Below are 14,597 nucleotides of genomic sequence, written 5' to 3'. Positions count from 1 at the left end.
TACCGCTCAGTGCCCTAGTGCTCCATTCGATTGGCGCCGTCGCCTCTTCGCGCAGGCGCTCATCAGTGCCGTCGCCTCTTCGCGCAGGCGCTCATCGATGCTCGAGCGGAGCACTTACCCACCGATTCGTCAGCACCCCGAGCGCCCCCAGTGCCACCGCCGCGGCAGTCGAGGTCCGCAACACCGTGGGCCCCAAGCGCACCGGGACCGCGCCCGCGTCCGTCAAAACCCCCAGCTCCTCGTCCGCGATACCGCCCTCGGGCCCCACAATCAACATCACCGACGGCGCGGCAGACAGCCGATCGCGCATCGAACTCAGCGGCGCAGGTTCGGACTCATGCAGCGCCAACACCACGGCTCCGTCAGCGACCCGCTGACGGACTAGATCGGCCAGATCTACCGTGCCGACCAGCGCCCCAATGTCCGGCACAAAGGCCCGTCGCGATTGCCGCGATGCCGCGCGGGCGACGGCCTCCCAACGCCGCTGCCCCTTGCGCGCCTTGTTCGCGTCGTTCGATGCATCCCAGCGCGACACACAGCGCTGCGCCTGCCACGGGACGATCTCGTCGGCGCCGGCCTCCACCGCCAGCTCGACGGCCAGCTCGGAGCGCTCTGATTTGGGAAGTGCCTGCACCACAGTGACTTTGGGAGAAGGAGAAGGAACCGACCAGCGCGCCGATACCGTGATCGAGAGGCCTGCGCGCTCGACCTCGGACACGACGCCGTCGCCCACGCAGCCGGCACCGTCACAGACCATGACGGACTCGCCGGCACGCATGCGCAGCACCCGTGCCGCGTGATGCCCCTCGTCCCCGTCAAGGACCAGCGACGCGCCCGCTGCCGGGACCTGCTCGACGTAGAAGATCGTGGCGGCCGCCATGGCGACTACTACCGGCCCGTGAAGGCCTCGCGCAGCCGCGAGAACACCCCACCGGACGCAGAGTCGGCCCAGACCACTTCGGCTTCTTCCTTGTGCCGGGCCTTCTTGAAGTCCTTCAGCAGTTCACGTTCCTTGGAATCCATCCGGGTCGGCACCACCACATCGAGATGGGCGTGCAGATTTCCGCGCACGCCCGTGCGCAGATGCGGCATACCCTTTCCGCGCAGCGTCACCACCGACCCCGGCTGCGAACCCGGGTCGACCTTAATGACGGTCGGTCCGTCGATGATCGCGTCGACGGACACGCTGGTGCCCAACGCCGCCTCGACCATCGGGACGCGGACCGTGAAGTGCAGGTCATCCCCGTCGCGGATAAACACGTCGTGCGGCTTCTCGTGCACCTCGACGTACAGGTCACCGGCCGGGCCGCCGCCGGGCCCCACCTCACCCTGGGCCGCGAGCCGCACGCGCATCCCGTCGCCGACACCGGCAGGGATCTTGACGGTGATCTCGCGCCGCGCACGCACCCGACCGTCGCCACCGCACTTGTGGCACGGGTCGGTGATGACCTCGCCGGCCCCCTGGCACGTCGGGCAGGGCCGCGACGTCAAGACCTGGCCTAGCAGCGAACGCTGCACGGTTTGCACCTCGCCACGCCCGTCACAGGTCTCGCAGGCGCTCGGCGCCGAGTTTCCGTGGGTGCCCTTGCCGCCGCAGCCGTCGCACAGCACCGCGGTGTCGACGGTTACCTGCTTGCTGACACCCGTCGCGCATTCGATCAGTTCAAGCCGCATCCGCAACAGCGAGTCGGATCCGGGCTGCACCCGGCCACGCGGGCCGCGCGATCCTCCGGCCGATCCACCGAAGAAGGCCTCGAACACGTCGCCCAGACCGCCGAAACCGGAACCGAAGCCGCCGAAGCCGTTGCCTCCGCCGCCGTTTTCCAGCGGGTCGCCGCCGAGGTCGACGATGCGCCGCTTCTCGGGATCGGTCAGCACCTCGTAGGCGACGCTGACCTCCTTGAACCGGGCCTGGGCCTGTTCGTCGGGGTTGACGTCGGGGTGCAGCTCGCGGGCGAGCTTGCGATATGCCCGCTTCAGCTCGCTGTCGCTGGCACCCTTGCTGACCCCGAGGATGCCGTAGTAATCACGCGCCACAGTGCTCTTACGTCCTAATCTGTTCACATACTGCTAGCGATTGGCTAGCACTTCGCCGATATACATGGCAACCGCCGCAACGTTCGCGATGGTTCCCGGGTAGTCCATCCGGGTGGGCCCCAGCACACCCATTCCGCCGAATACCGCTCCGCCCGCACCATACGGGGTGGAGACGACGGAGGTGCTCACCATCTGCTCAGCAGCGGTTTCGTGACCGATGTGCACGGTGACTCGGCCCGCTTCCTGTTGCACCGCGAGCAAGCGCAGCACCACCACCTGCTCCTCCAGCGCCTCCAGCACGGAGCGCAACGATCCCCCGAAATCGGCGGAGTTGCGCGTCAGGTTGGCCGTTCCTCCGAGCAGCAGACGCTCCTCGTGATGCTCGACGAGCGTCTCCACCAGCACGGTTGCCGCGCGGGTGAGTACGTCGCGCAGATCATCTGTGGCCTGTTCGGCCAGTTCGGCGACGGCCACCGAGGCCGCCGAGAGCTTCTTGCCGTCCAACGCTGCACCCAACAGCACGCGCAGCCGGCCGAGTTTTTCGTCATTGATGACGTCCCCGAGCTCGACGATCCGCTGATCAACCCGCCCGGTGTCGGTGATGACGACCAACAGCAGCCGGGCCGGAGTCAACGACACCACCTCAAGATGACGCACGCTGGATGAGGACAGCGTCGGATATTGCACGACAGCGACCTGTCGGGTCATCTGGGCGAGCAGCCGCACGGCCCTGCGCAGCACGTCGTCCAGGTCGACGCCGCCCTCCAGGAAGTTGAGGATGGCCTTGCGCTCGGCACCCGAGAGCGGCTTCACGTCCTCGAGCCGGTTCACGAATTCGCGGTAGCCCTTTTCCGTCGGAACCCGCCCTGAGCTGGTGTGCGGCTGGGCGATGTAGCCCTCGGCCTCCAGCACCGCCATATCGTTGCGGACGGTAGCGCTGGATACCCCGAGGCTGTGCCTGTCGACCAGGGCCTTGGACCCGATGGGTTCCTTGGTGGTGACGTAGTCGGCCACGATGGCGCGCAGCACCTCGAATCGTCGGTCGTCGGCGCTGGCCATGGTCACCTCCCTGCTGCGGCTGTTTCCCTCATTTTACGGGGCCATGCAGGGCTAACACGCCAGTGAGGCCGTTCAGGCTAACCTCGGGAGTTATGACGGGATCTGCAAGGAATGATTTGCAGTGATATTTAAGGGTGTTCGCGAAGGTAAGCCGTACCCCGAACACGGACTGTCCACGCGGGATTGGTCACGCATCCCGCCCCGGCAGATCCGCCTCGACGAGCTCGTCACCACCACCACGGTGCTCGCCTTGGACCGCCTGCTCAGTGAGGACTCCACGTTCTACGGCGATCTGTTCCCCCATGCCGTGAAGTGGCAGGGCGTCATCTATCTGGAGGACGGGCTGCACCGAGCAGTCCGGGCCGCGCTGCGGAATCGGGTTGTGCTGCATGCCAGGGTTTTCGATATGGATGCATTGCACTAATCCAGGATCGAACGCACCACACCGTCGGCGAGCAGTCGCCCCTCATCGGTGAGCACCAGCCGATCGCTCACCAACCGCCCCAGCCCCTTGGCCACCACCTCAGGCACCCGACCTCGCTCGTCAACTGTCAAGTCCGCCAAAGCAATTCCGGTATTGAGGCGCACCGCGAGTAGCACGTCCTCGGTGTGCCGTTCGACGGGGCTGAGGATTTCATGCCCGCCAACCGGAAGATGGCCCTCCCCGAGGTGTTTCGCGTAGGTGTTGGGGTGCTTGACGTTCCACCAGCGCACGCCGTTGACGTGTCCATGAGCACCGGGCCCGGCACCCCACCACTCGCCGCCTGCCCAGTAGCCCAAATTGTGGCGGCACTCGCCGCCGGGGCGCGCCCAGTTGGACACCTCGTACCAGCCCATACCGGCCGCCGAGAGCGCGGTGTCGAGGAGTTGATAGCGATCGGCTAGAGCGTCCTCGTCGGGATTCGGCAGCTCGCCGCGACGCACGCGTCGCGCCAGGGCCGTGCCCTCCTCGACGATCAGCGCGTACGCCGATACGTGGTCGACGCCGGCATCGAGCACCGCGTCGATGGATCGACGCAGGTCGTCGTCGGTCTCGCCGGGGGTGCCGTAGATGAGATCGAGGTTGACGTGCCCGAGACCGGCCGCACGTGCTTCGCGGGCGGCGGCCACGGCCCTACCCGGCGCGTGCACGCGATCCAACGTGGCCAGCACATGCGGGGCCGCCGATTGCATGCCCAACGAAACCCGCGTGTACCCGGCCGCACCGATCGCCTCGAAAAACCGCGGCGACGTCGACTCGGGATTGGCCTCGGTGGTCACCTCGGCACCCGGTGCGAGCGTGAAATGCGCGCGAATCGCGTCGAGCACCTCGGCAAGCCCGGCACCGCCCAACAGCGAAGGTGTCCCGCCCCCGACGAACACGGTTTCCACCGGCGGATTCGAGTCGAGGGTCCGCGCAGCCAACTCCAGTTCCGTGCGCAACGCCTCCAGCCAGCCGCTGGTCGAGGTGCCCTCGCCGAGCTCATCGGCGGTATAGGTGTTGAAGTCACAGTATCCGCAGCGTGTGGCACAGAACGGCACGTGCACATAGATCCCAAATGGGCGCCCCGCCGCCGGCACCAAGGGCGGCAAAGTGGCGATCGTTTCGGGCCTCACCGATCAAGTGTGTGTCAGTGTCGGCGGGAGAAAAAATCTGTGTGGTTCCTGGCGGGAATCCCCCACACCAAATAGGGGTTTTGCTCAGTGTGAGCAGAATTACGGCCCGGTGGCGCGTGGTATCAGGTTCGCGTGGCACAATTGGCCGCGTGAGCACAGTTCAGGTCCCTCTTGTCGCGCGGCGACACATTGACCTGAAGCGTGTCTGTAGCGCGTGTTGTCTCCCTTACTGACGTAGTCCTGCCCCGTCTGCCACCCAACGGTCGTGAGGATTTGCGCCTCCGGTCAGCCCCCGGTGTGACGCCCACGACTGTGCCCGCCTTGTGAGGAGCACCATGACCACCAGCGAGACCAAGCCCGCTCGCCCCAAGCCCCAACGCAGCGAGGGCCAGTGGGCTCTCGGAGAGCACGAGCCGCTCAACCCCAACGAGCAGGTGAAGAAGGACGACCACCCGCTCAACGTGCGCGAGCGCATCGAAACCATCTATTCCAAGCAGGGATTCGAGAGCATCGACAAGACCGACCTGCGTGGCCGGTTCCGTTGGTGGGGTCTGTACACCCAGCGCAAACAGGGTTACGACGGCACCTGGACCGGTGACGACAACACCGACATGCTCGAGGACGACCACTTCATGCTGCGGGTGCGTTGCGACGGCGGCGCCCTGACCACCCAGGCGCTGCGCACCATCGGTGAGCTGTCGACGGCCTACGCACGCGACACCGCCGACATCTCCGACCGCCAGAACGTCCAGTACCACTGGATCCGGGTCGAGGACATGCCCGAGATCTGGCGTCGCCTCGACGAGGTCGGGCTGTACACGACGCAGGCCTGCGGCGACTGCCCCCGCGTGATCCTCGGATCCCCACTGGCGGGCGAGTCGCTCGATGAGGTGCTCGACCCGACGTGGGCGATTGACGAGATCACCAGCCGGTACATCGGGAACAAGGAGTACTCGAACCTGCCCCGCAAGTTCAAGACGGCCATCTCCGGTCTGCAGGACGTGGTGCACGAGATCAACGACGTCGCGTTCGTCGGCGTGGTGCATCCCGAACACGGCCCGGGCCTGGACGTGTGGGTGGGCGGCGGCCTATCGACCAATCCCATGTTGGCCCAGCGCCTCGGGGTGTGGGTGCCCCTGGATGAGGTGCCGGACGTCTGGGAGGGCGTGGTAGGGATCTTCCGCGACTACGGGTACCGACGGTTGCGTTCCAAGGCCCGGTTGAAGTTCCTGGTCAAGGACTGGGGCGTGGAAAAGTTTAGGGAAGTTCTCGAGACCGAGTACCTGAAGCGGACTTTGATCGACGGACCCGCCCCGGTTGCGCCCGCGCACCCGATCGATCACGTGGGCGTGCAGCGACTCAAGAACGGGCTCAACGCCATTGGCATCTCCGCCATTGCCGGGCGCGTCTCTGGCACGACGCTGTCGGCGATCGCCGATCTCGCCGAGAAGGCCGGTTCCAACCGCGTCGCCCTCACACCGCACCAGAAGCTGATCATCCTCGACATTCCCGACGAGAATCTGGCCGAGCTCGAAACGGGGCTCGACGCACTGGGCCTGCCCTCGCGGCCGTCGCATTGGCGAAAGAACCTACTGGCGTGCACGGGCATCGAATACTGCAAGCTGTCTTTCACCGAAACCCGGGTGCGGGCACAGAGTTTGATTCCCGAGCTGGAGCAGCGACTCGACGACCTCAATTCCCAGATCGATACCCCCGTCACCATCAACATGAACGGCTGCCCCAACTCGTGCGCGCGGTCTCAGATCGCCGATATCGGGTTCAAGGGCCAGATGGTCGACGACGGAAACGGGAACAGCGTCGAGGGTTTCCAGGTGCACCTGGGCGGAAGCCTGGGCCTGGACAGCGGATTCGGCCGCAAGCTGCGTCAGCACAAGGTGACCAGCGCCGAACTCGGCGACTACATCGACCGGGTGGTGCGCAACTTCGTCAAGGAGCGCACCGACGGAGAGCGCTTCGCGCAGTGGGCGGTTCGAGCCGAGGAGGCTGACCTGCGATGAGCGCGAGAACCCTGGACGAGTCCGCTTTACGTGACATTGCCGCCCGCGGCGCCGCCGAGTTACAGGACGCCTCCGCCGAGGAACTGATCCGGTGGACCGATGAGAACTTCGGTGGTGATTACGTCGTCGCGTCCAACATGCAAGATGCGGTGCTGGTTGACCTTGCCGCACAGGTGCGTCCGGGTGTCGACGTGTTGTTCCTGGACACCGGATATCACTTCGCCGAGACCATCGGCACGCGTGACGCGGTCGAATCGGTCTACGACATCCATATCGTCAACGTCGCCCCCGAACAGACGGTGGCGCAGCAGGACGAGCTGGTGGGCAAGGACCTGTTCTCCACCAATCCCGGGGAATGCTGCCGGTTGCGCAAGGTCGTTCCGCTACGCAAGTCGCTCGGCGGATATTCGGCCTGGGTGACCGGGATTCGCCGCGTCGAGGCACCAACGCGGGCCAACGCGCCGCTCATCAGTTTCGACGAGGCGTTCGGGCTCGTGAAGATCAACGCAATCGCGGCCTGGACCGACGAAGATATGCAGAAGTACACCGACGAGCATGGCGTGCTGGTGAATCCGCTTGTGGACGAGGGGTATCCGTCGATCGGCTGCGCCCCGTGCACGGCCAAGCCGGCACTCGGCGGCGATGCCCGGAGTGGACGCTGGCAGGGCCTCGCCAAGACAGAATGCGGGTTGCACGCCTCATGACGATTACCGAATCGGGAACAGAATCCACCATGGAATTTACCGAGACTCTCACCGATCTTGAGTCCGAGTCGATCCACATCATCCGCGAGGTGGCCGGCGAATTCGAGCGCCCGGTGTTGCTTTTCTCCGGCGGCAAGGATTCGACGGTGTTGCTGCACACCGCGCTCAAGGCCTTCTGGCCCGCGCCGCTTCCATTCGCGCTACTGCATGTCGACACCGGGCACAACCTCCCCGAGGTGCTGGCCTTCCGCGACGAGATCGTTGAGCGGCACAACCTGCGCCTGGTGGTCGCCAAGGTGGAGGACTACCTGGCAGACGGGCGGCTGACGGAACGGCCGGACGGTATCCGCAACCCGCTGCAGACCATTCCGCTGCTGGAGGCCATCACCGACAACAAGTTCGACGCGGTGCTGGGCGGTGGACGCCGCGACGAGGAGCGATCGCGCGCCAAGGAACGAATCTTCAGCCTGCGCAACGCCTTCGGACAGTGGGATCCCAAGAAGCAACGCCCCGAGCTGTGGAGCCTCTACAACGGCCGCCACTCGCCGGGTGAGCACGTTCGGGTGTTCCCGATCAGCAACTGGACCGAGCTGGACGTCTGGCGCTACATCGCCCGAGAAGATGTGCAACTGGCCGACCTGTACTACGCGCATGAGCGCGAAGTGTTCAACCGCGACGGCATGCTGTTGACCCCAGGCCCCTGGGGCGGGCCGCGCGACGGCGAAGAACTACAGACACTTTCGGTGCGCTACCGCACCGTTGGCGACGGTTCGACCACCGGCGCGGTGCTCTCGGATGCTGCTGACGTGCAGGCAGTGCTTGCCGAGGTGGCATCGTCGCGAATCACCGAGCGCGGCGCGACCCGCGGCGATGACCGGGTGTCTGAGGCGGCGATGGAAGACCGCAAGCGAGAGGGCTATTTCTGATCATGAGCGATCTTCTGCGCATTGCCACCGCCGGCAGCGTCGATGACGGCAAGTCCACCCTGGTGGGCCGGCTGCTGTACGACACCAAGTCGGTACTCATCGACCAATTCGAAGCCGTCGCCAAGGCTTCGGAGTCACGCGGCCTCGACGCCCCGGACCTGTCGCTACTCGTCGACGGTCTGCGTGCCGAGCGCGAGCAGGGCATCACCATCGATGTCGCATACCGGTACTTCGCCACTCCCAAGCGCTCGTTCATCCTCGCCGACACTCCCGGACATGTGCAGTACACCCGGAACACGGTGTCCGGGGCGTCGACGGCGCAGCTGGTGATCCTGCTCGTGGACGCGCGCAAGGGCGTCATCGAGCAGACCCGTCGCCACGCGGCCGTGTTGGCACTGCTGGGGGTGCCCCGGCTGGTGTTGGCGGTCAACAAGATCGACCTGGTGCCCGATAGCGCGCGGATCTTCGAGGCGATTAGCGCCGAGTTCAACGAGCTGACAACCTCATTGGGCTGGAAGCCTGAGAACGTCGTCGAGATCCCGGTGTCGGCTCTGCACGGCGATAACGTTGCCAACCGCAGTGAGCGTACCGGTTTCTACGATGGACCTACCCTCATCGAGCACCTGGAATCCGTTCCGGCGCACGAGGAATCGAGTTCGGTGGGGCTGCGTTTCCCCGTCCAGTACGTGATCCGGCCCCGCACCGCCGAATACCCCGACTACCGCGGCTACGCCGGCCAAGTGGCTGCCGGCTCCGTGCGAGTGGGCGACGAGGTGGTGATCTCCCCGGCCGGGCAGCGCACCACGGTGGCCGGTATCGATACCGCCGACGGACCCCTTGAGGTCGCCGAAGCGGGTCGCAGTGTGACGCTGATTCTTGCCGACGATGTGGATGCCTCACGGGGTGATCTGATCGCGTCGACCGATGTGACCGAGCCGGTTTCGGAGATCGACGGCACGGTGTGCTGGCTGGCCGACAAGCCGTTGAAGGCCGGAGCGCGGCTGCTGCTCAAGCATGGGACCCGCACCGTCCCCGCGATTATCGCGGAGCTGGTGGAGCGTTTCGACGAGCAGAACCTAACCGCCGATCCTGCGCCGGAATCCTTGGAACTCAACGACATCGGGCAGATCAGTGTTCGCCTGGCCGAGGCGATCAGTGTCGACGAGTACGTCGACAGCCGGACGGCGGGGAGCTTCCTGCTGATCGATCCGTCGAGCGGTAACACGTTGGCGGCGGGGCTGGTTGGCGATGTCCTGCGCCATGTCGAATTGAATCGTGTCTAGTCCAACGCTTCTTGCCGTAGCGCACGGGAGCCGCGACCCGCGGTTCGCGAAGAATGCGCAGCGGCTGGTCTCACAGGTGCGGATGCTCCGACCGGACCTGGATGTTCGGTTGGCTTTTCTTGAGCTGTCGGAGCCGAACCTCGTTGACGTGCTGGCTGAATTGAGCGGCGCCGCCGTAGTGGTGCCGCTGCTGCTGTCGGATGCTTACCACGCACGGATCGACCTGCCGACGATCCTCTCCTCCGCCCCCTCGGGACTGCAGGTGACTCAGGCCCCGGTGCTGGGTGCCGATGATCGGCTGCTGCATCTGGCCCGGCTGCGAGTGGCCGAGCTCGGCATCGAGAACCCCGGTGTCATCCTCACGGCGGTCGGTTCTTCGGATCCCACTGCCAATGCCCGCACCCGGGCACTGGCCGCACAGTGGGCGATATCGACGACGGTGTTCGCCACCGGCGACTCGACGAGCTTGGGCGATGCGGCCGACTCACTGCGAGCCCACGGCGCTACGAAAATCGTTGTAGCGCCGTGGTTCCTCTCCCCCGGACTGCTGCTGGACCAGGTCCGTGCCGAAGCCGCAGATGTCGATATCGCGGTGGCCGCACCGCTGGGAGCGAATCGGTCGGTGGCACGCGTCGTGCTTGACCGCTATCAGTCGACCGTGCGTGCGTATCAGGACACCTCCCCTTTGGTCCCCGCTACCTAGCAACACATTGTTGCATGCGCATGTGTGGTCTAGTGTCTATGTCATGACGAGCACCGAGCACGAGACGCACAGCCACCCCGATCATGTTCACGGCCCCGAGTGCGGCCACGAGGCCGTTACCCACGACGATCACGTGGATTATGTTCACGACGGACACCGCCACGCCCCGCATGGTGATCACTACGACGAGCACTGAGCCTTGAAGTAGCGATGGCCTCCGGACAACACCGGGGGCCATTTCTTTATCAGAAGCACTCTTCGTTGTGCCCGGCTACGAGCGACAACAGCACCGATGCACATACAACGTCAGCAGGTACCGCAGCTCAACACCGCGTACCAGTTTCTTGTCAGTCATTCCCGCACGATGGCACTACCTACCGACGGAGCGGCATTTGTCGCTCATAGCAGGGCACTTGCGGGTGTGCTCCGAAACGCGGCGACTCCTAGGACGCGACCTCGGCCAGCTCACCCACATCGGGGAACCGTGTCACCCTGACGTACACCGGATCACCTTCATGCAGACCCAACGCCTCGGCGTCACCGCGGGTGATCTGCGCGGTGAACTGCTCGCCCGTCGCCGCACTGGTCAGCTCGACACGCACCTCGAAGCCGAGATACACCACCCGATCAACGGTCGCCTTGGTCACCCCGGTGGTCTCCCCCGTTCCCTCCGCGGCGGCGCGGGACAGGTCCGCGTTGCGCCCCACGCGAATATCGTGCGGGCGCACCAGGATTCCATTGAGCTTGGCCACCGGCCCCAGGAACGACATCACGAAGCTGTTGGCCGGACGGTCGTAGAGATCCTCCGGCGACCCGACCTGTTCGATGCGCCCCTTGTTGAGCACCGCGATCCGATCAGCGACATCGAGCGCCTCGGCCTGATCGTGAGTCACCAGCACAGTGGTCACATGCACCTCGTCATGCAGGCGCCGCAGCCACGTGCGCAGGTCCTCGCGCACCTTGGCGTCCAACGCGCCGAACGGCTCGTCCAACAGCAGCACCTGCGGGTCGACCGCCAACGCGCGCGCCAATGCCATGCGCTGGCGCTGGCCACCCGAGAGCTGCGCAGGGTAGCGAGTGTGAAACCCGCTGAGCCCCACCACACCCAGCAGATCGTCGACCTTCTTCTTAATCTCCGCCTTCGGCTTCTTGCGGATCTTGAGCCCGAAGGCGACGTTCTCCCACACGGTCAGGTGCTTGAACGCGGCGTAGTGCTGGAACACGAAACCGATATCGCGACGCTGCGGCGGCACGCCGGTGACATCGCGGCCGTTGATGGTGATGGTGCCGGTATCGGGATGATCGAGCCCAGCGATCGAGCGCAGCAGCGTCGACTTACCCGAACCCGATGGACCCAGCAACGCGGTCAACGATCCGCTGGGCACATCGAAGTCGATGTTGTCGAGGGCGGCGAAATCACCGTAGTGCTTATTGGCGCCCCGGACGGTAATGGTGTTTTCTTGCGATGAGCCGCTTGCGCGAAGAGCGTTGGAGGCAGTCATGATTCCTTCTTGGTTATTTCGAGGTCTTGGCACGATTGCGGTCGAGAACCACCTGCACGACGAGGACTATCAGCGCCACGCCCATCAGCACGACGGACAGCGCATACGCCCCGTATTCGTCGCCCCGCAGATGGCGGTCGGACACCAACAGTGTCAGCGTCTGCGACTGACCGGGCAGCCCGGAGGACACCATGATCACCGCGCCGTACTCACCGAGCGTGCGGGCGACCGTCAGCACGATGCCGTAGGTCAGACCCCAACGAATCGACGGCAAGGTGATACGCCAGAACGTCTGCCACGGATTGGCACCCAGCGTCGCGGCGGCCTGTTCCTGATCGTCGCCGATCTCGTGCAGCACCGGTTCCACTTCGCGGATCACGAACGGCAACGTCACGAAAATGCTCGCCAACACGATGCCGGGCAGCCCGAAGATGATCTTGAACTTCCAGTCGTTCTCCACGAATCCGAGTAGACCGCCCGAGCCCCACAACACGATCAACGCCACACCGACGATCACCGGCGACACCGCGAACGGTAGGTCGATGACAGCCTGCAGGATGCCCTTGCCGCGGAACTTGTTGCGGGCCAGGACCAATGCCGTCGGTACCCCGAAGATCACGTTGAGCGGCACCACGATCGCCACCACCAGCAGCGAGAGGTTGAAGGCCGAGATCGCGGCGGGCGTGGAGATGTACTGCCAAAACTGCACCAGACCGGGCTCGAATGCGCGCCACAGAATCAACCCGAGCGGCACGATCAGCAGCACCGCGACGTAGAGCAGCGCGATCACACGCAACGCGTACTTGACGGCCGGTGAGAGCGTCATCGGTCAAGCTCCTCTCGCTTGGCCGCACGCGAACCCAGCCCGCGCAGGATGAACAGCACCACAAACGAAATGGCGAGCAGCACAATGGAGATGGCCGCGGCACCGGTTCGGTCGTCGTTCTCGATGAGCGTCCGGATCCACTGTGAGGACACCTCGGTCTCCCCTGGCACCGCGCCACCGATCAGGACGACGGAACCGAATTCGCCGATGGCCCTGGAGAATGCGAGACCAATGCCGGACAGCAGCGAAGGCAGCAGCGCCGGCAGAATCACCTTGCTGAAGATCACCGGGTTACTAGCGCCCAGCGAGGCCGCAGCCTCCTCCACCTCCCGTTCGAGCTCGAGCAACACCGGCTGCACGGCCCGCACCACGAAGGGCAGCGTCACGAAGAGCAGGGCAATCCCGACACCCCATTTGGTGTGCTGCAGATGCACATTGATCGGACTGCTCGGGCCGTACAGCGCGAGCAGCACGATGCTGGCCACAATGGTCGGCAACGCGAACGGCAGGTCGATCAACGTGTCGACGATCCGCTTGCCGGGGAAGTTGTCGCGCACCAGAACCCAGGCCACCAACAGACCGAAGATTCCGTTGACGACGGCCACCGCGATCGAGATCAGCAGCGTCACCTTGAACGAGGCCAAGGCCGAGTTGGAGGTGATGGCGCTGGCGAATGCGGTCCATCCGCCCTCGGCCGACTGCCACACGATCGCTGCCAACGGCAGCAGCACGATGACCGACAGCCAGATGCTGGCCACGCCGATGCGCAGCGGGTCGTCGCTGAAGCGCTTACGGAAACGGCCCGGAGCCGCGTCAGACTTGGCGGGAGATACCGGTTCGGTCAGGGTGCTCATCCGGTCGCCTCTTTGTAGATCTTGGTGATGGATCCGTCGTTCTTGTCGAACAATTCCTTGTCGACGCTCTTCCACCCGCCCAGATCCTTGATGGTCCACAGCTTGGACGGCACCGGGAAGGAGGACGCAAACTCCGCGGACACTCCGGGATCGACGGGCCGGAACCCGGCCTTGGCCCAGATCCGCTGCGCCTCAGGGGTGTACAAGAAATTCTTGAACTCGGTGGCCTTCTTAATGTGCAGGCTCTCCGACACCACCGCCACCGGGTTCTCGATCTTGAATGTGATCGGCAGGTTGACGTGCTCGATCGGCTTGCCGAGGCTCTCGGTGAAGATGGCCTCGTTCTCGTAGCTAATCAGCACATCTCCGCTGCCTTGCACGAACACCTCGGTGGCCTCCCGACCCGAACCCGGCCGCATCTTGACGTGCTCACGCACCAGCTTGGAGACGAAATCCAGTCCGGCTTGCGGGTTCTTGCCGCCCTCGCTCTTGGCGGCGTACGGGGCCAACAGATTCCACTTGGCCGAGCCGGAACTCAGCGGGCTGGGGCTGATGACCTCCAGACCGGGCTGCAGCAGGTCGTCCCAATCTTTGATGTGCTTCGGATTGCCCTTGCGGACAACCACAGTCACTACCGACCCGAACGCGATGCCACCGAATGCATCCTTGTCCCAGTCGGCAGACACCTTCTTGGCCTTGACCAAACGGGTGATGTCCGGTTCCACCGAGAAGCTCACGATGTCGGCCGGCTTACCGCCTTCGACGCCGCGCGACTGGTCACCGGAGGCCCCATAGGACTGGGTGACCTGAATGCCCTTACCCGCCTCGGTGGCATTGAAGGCAGGAATGATCTCCCGGAATCCGGGCTCCGGAACCGCGTAGGCCACCAGGGTGAGCGTCGTATCGGCGTCCCCGCCTCGCCCGCCGCCGGGGACATCGCTGGGTCCGCCCTGGCAGGCGGCGGTGAGCGCGGTCGCGACAACCAATGCACCAAGTCTGCGCATCGATGACTTACTGGGGATCAAGACGACCCTTTCCGTGGCTGGGACTTGAGGGAGGAACCAAGAAGGATTCTCACGGGCTCGGCCA

16 protein-coding genes are annotated in these 14,597 nt (G+C 65.0%); 8 read left to right on the top strand and 8 right to left on the bottom strand.

Annotation, left to right across the window (positions count from 1 at the left end; translation table 11 throughout):
• Positions 1 to 91: 91 nt before the first annotated feature.
• Genes FZI91_RS11865 through hrcA form a run of 3 tightly spaced genes read right to left on the bottom strand, consistent with a single transcriptional unit; the run spans position 92 to position 3,096 of the window.
• On the bottom strand, positions 92 to 880 hold the full coding sequence (locus tag FZI91_RS11865; RefSeq protein WP_155939219.1) for a 16S rRNA (uracil(1498)-N(3))-methyltransferase: 789 nt from the start codon (positions 878 to 880) through the stop codon (positions 92 to 94).
• An 8-nt stretch (positions 881 to 888) separates the two neighbouring features.
• A complete protein-coding gene (gene dnaJ, locus FZI91_RS11860) occupies positions 889 to 2,037 on the bottom strand; it encodes a molecular chaperone DnaJ (RefSeq protein ID WP_162525609.1) in 1,149 nt (382 codons plus the stop codon).
• A 33-nt stretch (positions 2,038 to 2,070) separates the two neighbouring features.
• Positions 2,071 to 3,096, bottom strand: coding sequence for a heat-inducible transcriptional repressor HrcA (gene hrcA / locus FZI91_RS11855; RefSeq protein ID WP_155939218.1), 1,026 nt, complete (start codon positions 3,094 to 3,096; stop codon positions 2,071 to 2,073).
• A 121-nt stretch (positions 3,097 to 3,217) separates the two neighbouring features.
• On the opposite strand from hrcA, the gene FZI91_RS11850 reads away from it, so the two are divergent.
• Positions 3,218 to 3,520, top strand: coding sequence for a type II toxin-antitoxin system VapB family antitoxin (locus FZI91_RS11850; RefSeq protein WP_162525610.1), 303 nt, complete (start codon positions 3,218 to 3,220; stop codon positions 3,518 to 3,520).
• Here the strand turns inward: FZI91_RS11850 and hemW are convergent.
• Positions 3,517 to 4,692: a radical SAM family heme chaperone HemW gene (gene hemW, locus FZI91_RS11845; RefSeq protein WP_162525611.1), complete on the bottom strand. Its 1,176-nt coding sequence runs from the start codon at positions 4,690 to 4,692 to the stop codon at positions 3,517 to 3,519. The genes FZI91_RS11850 and hemW overlap by 4 nt on opposite strands.
• On the opposite strand from hemW, the gene FZI91_RS24320 reads away from it, so the two are divergent.
• From FZI91_RS24320 to FZI91_RS11815, 7 genes are all read left to right on the top strand, one after another.
• Entirely contained in the window at positions 4,635 to 4,925 is a 291-nt protein-coding gene (locus FZI91_RS24320; protein WP_375234342.1) for an Ms4527A family Cys-rich leader peptide, read from the top strand. The two genes, hemW and FZI91_RS24320, sit on opposite strands and share 58 nt — an antisense overlap.
• A 102-nt stretch (positions 4,926 to 5,027) precedes the next feature.
• Entirely contained in the window at positions 5,028 to 6,710 is a 1,683-nt protein-coding gene (locus FZI91_RS11840; RefSeq protein ID WP_155939217.1) for a nitrite/sulfite reductase, read from the top strand.
• Positions 6,707 to 7,414: a phosphoadenylyl-sulfate reductase gene (locus FZI91_RS11835; RefSeq protein ID WP_155939216.1), complete on the top strand. Its 708-nt coding sequence runs from the start codon at positions 6,707 to 6,709 to the stop codon at positions 7,412 to 7,414. The genes FZI91_RS11840 and FZI91_RS11835 overlap by 4 nt, the downstream gene beginning before the upstream one ends.
• A complete protein-coding gene (gene cysD, locus FZI91_RS11830) occupies positions 7,411 to 8,340 on the top strand; it encodes a sulfate adenylyltransferase subunit CysD (protein WP_155939215.1) in 930 nt (309 codons plus the stop codon). Before FZI91_RS11835 ends, cysD begins: the two co-directional genes overlap by 4 nt.
• Positions 8,341 to 8,342: 2 nt before the next feature.
• Positions 8,343 to 9,623, top strand: a complete 1,281-nt coding sequence (locus FZI91_RS11825) for a sulfate adenylyltransferase subunit 1 (RefSeq protein ID WP_155939214.1) — start codon at positions 8,343 to 8,345, stop codon at positions 9,621 to 9,623.
• Entirely contained in the window at positions 9,616 to 10,326 is a 711-nt protein-coding gene (locus FZI91_RS11820) for a sirohydrochlorin chelatase (protein ID WP_162525612.1), read from the top strand. The genes FZI91_RS11825 and FZI91_RS11820 overlap by 8 nt, the downstream gene beginning before the upstream one ends.
• Positions 10,327 to 10,369: 43 nt before the next feature.
• Positions 10,370 to 10,522 carry a zinc transporter permease gene (locus FZI91_RS11815; protein WP_155939213.1) on the top strand — a complete coding sequence of 51 codons (153 nt, stop codon included), beginning with the start codon at positions 10,370 to 10,372 and terminating at the stop codon, positions 10,520 to 10,522.
• Positions 10,523 to 10,769: 247 nt separating this feature from the next.
• On the opposite strand, the gene FZI91_RS11810 is transcribed toward FZI91_RS11815, so the two are convergent.
• The 4 genes from FZI91_RS11810 to FZI91_RS11795 form a co-directional block, all read right to left on the bottom strand.
• Positions 10,770 to 11,828, bottom strand: a complete 1,059-nt coding sequence (locus FZI91_RS11810; protein WP_155939212.1) for a sulfate/molybdate ABC transporter ATP-binding protein — start codon at positions 11,826 to 11,828, stop codon at positions 10,770 to 10,772.
• 13 nt (positions 11,829 to 11,841) lie between these two features.
• Positions 11,842 to 12,654 (bottom strand): sulfate ABC transporter permease subunit CysW, encoded by an 813-nt coding sequence (gene cysW, locus FZI91_RS11805; RefSeq protein WP_155939211.1) that lies wholly within the window; start codon positions 12,652 to 12,654, stop codon positions 11,842 to 11,844.
• Positions 12,651 to 13,424 carry a sulfate ABC transporter permease subunit CysT gene (gene cysT / locus FZI91_RS11800; protein ID WP_155939508.1) on the bottom strand — a complete coding sequence of 258 codons (774 nt, stop codon included), beginning with the start codon at positions 13,422 to 13,424 and terminating at the stop codon, positions 12,651 to 12,653. Before cysT ends, cysW begins: the two co-directional genes overlap by 4 nt.
• A gap of 80 nt (positions 13,425 to 13,504) precedes the next feature.
• Positions 13,505 to 14,533: a sulfate ABC transporter substrate-binding protein gene (locus FZI91_RS11795; RefSeq protein ID WP_375234343.1), complete on the bottom strand. Its 1,029-nt coding sequence runs from the start codon at positions 14,531 to 14,533 to the stop codon at positions 13,505 to 13,507.
• Positions 14,534 to 14,597 lie beyond the last annotated feature (64 nt).

It is taken from the genome of Mycobacteroides sp. CBMA 271 (assembly GCF_009729205.1).
GTDB lineage: Bacteria > Actinomycetota > Actinomycetes > Mycobacteriales > Mycobacteriaceae > Mycobacterium.
The sequence above is the reverse complement of the archived record's forward strand: the minus strand, read 5'-3'. Positions and strand labels throughout refer to the sequence as shown.

Excerpts from the sequence above, each read along its gene's own strand:
- FZI91_RS11865 (WP_155939219.1), bottom strand. The coding sequence starts at position 880 with ATGGCGGCCGCCACGATCTTCTACGTCGAGCAGGTCCCGGCAGCGGGC.
- cysD (WP_155939215.1), top strand. The coding sequence starts at position 7,411 with ATGACGATTACCGAATCGGGAACAGAATCCACCATGGAATTTACCGAG.
- FZI91_RS11825 (WP_155939214.1), top strand. The coding sequence starts at position 8,343 with ATGAGCGATCTTCTGCGCATTGCCACCGCCGGCAGCGTCGATGACGGC.
- FZI91_RS11810 (WP_155939212.1), bottom strand. The coding sequence starts at position 11,828 with ATGACTGCCTCCAACGCTCTTCGCGCAAGCGGCTCATCGCAAGAAAAC.
- FZI91_RS11815 (WP_155939213.1), top strand. The coding sequence starts at position 10,370 with ATGACGAGCACCGAGCACGAGACGCACAGCCACCCCGATCATGTTCAC.
- FZI91_RS24320 (WP_375234342.1), top strand. The coding sequence starts at position 4,635 with ATGGGCGCCCCGCCGCCGGCACCAAGGGCGGCAAAGTGGCGATCGTTT.
- FZI91_RS11840 (WP_155939217.1), top strand. The coding sequence starts at position 5,028 with ATGACCACCAGCGAGACCAAGCCCGCTCGCCCCAAGCCCCAACGCAGC.
- FZI91_RS11835 (WP_155939216.1), top strand. The coding sequence starts at position 6,707 with ATGAGCGCGAGAACCCTGGACGAGTCCGCTTTACGTGACATTGCCGCC.
- hrcA (WP_155939218.1), bottom strand. The coding sequence starts at position 3,096 with ATGGCCAGCGCCGACGACCGACGATTCGAGGTGCTGCGCGCCATCGTG.
- cysW (WP_155939211.1), bottom strand. The coding sequence starts at position 12,654 with ATGACGCTCTCACCGGCCGTCAAGTACGCGTTGCGTGTGATCGCGCTG.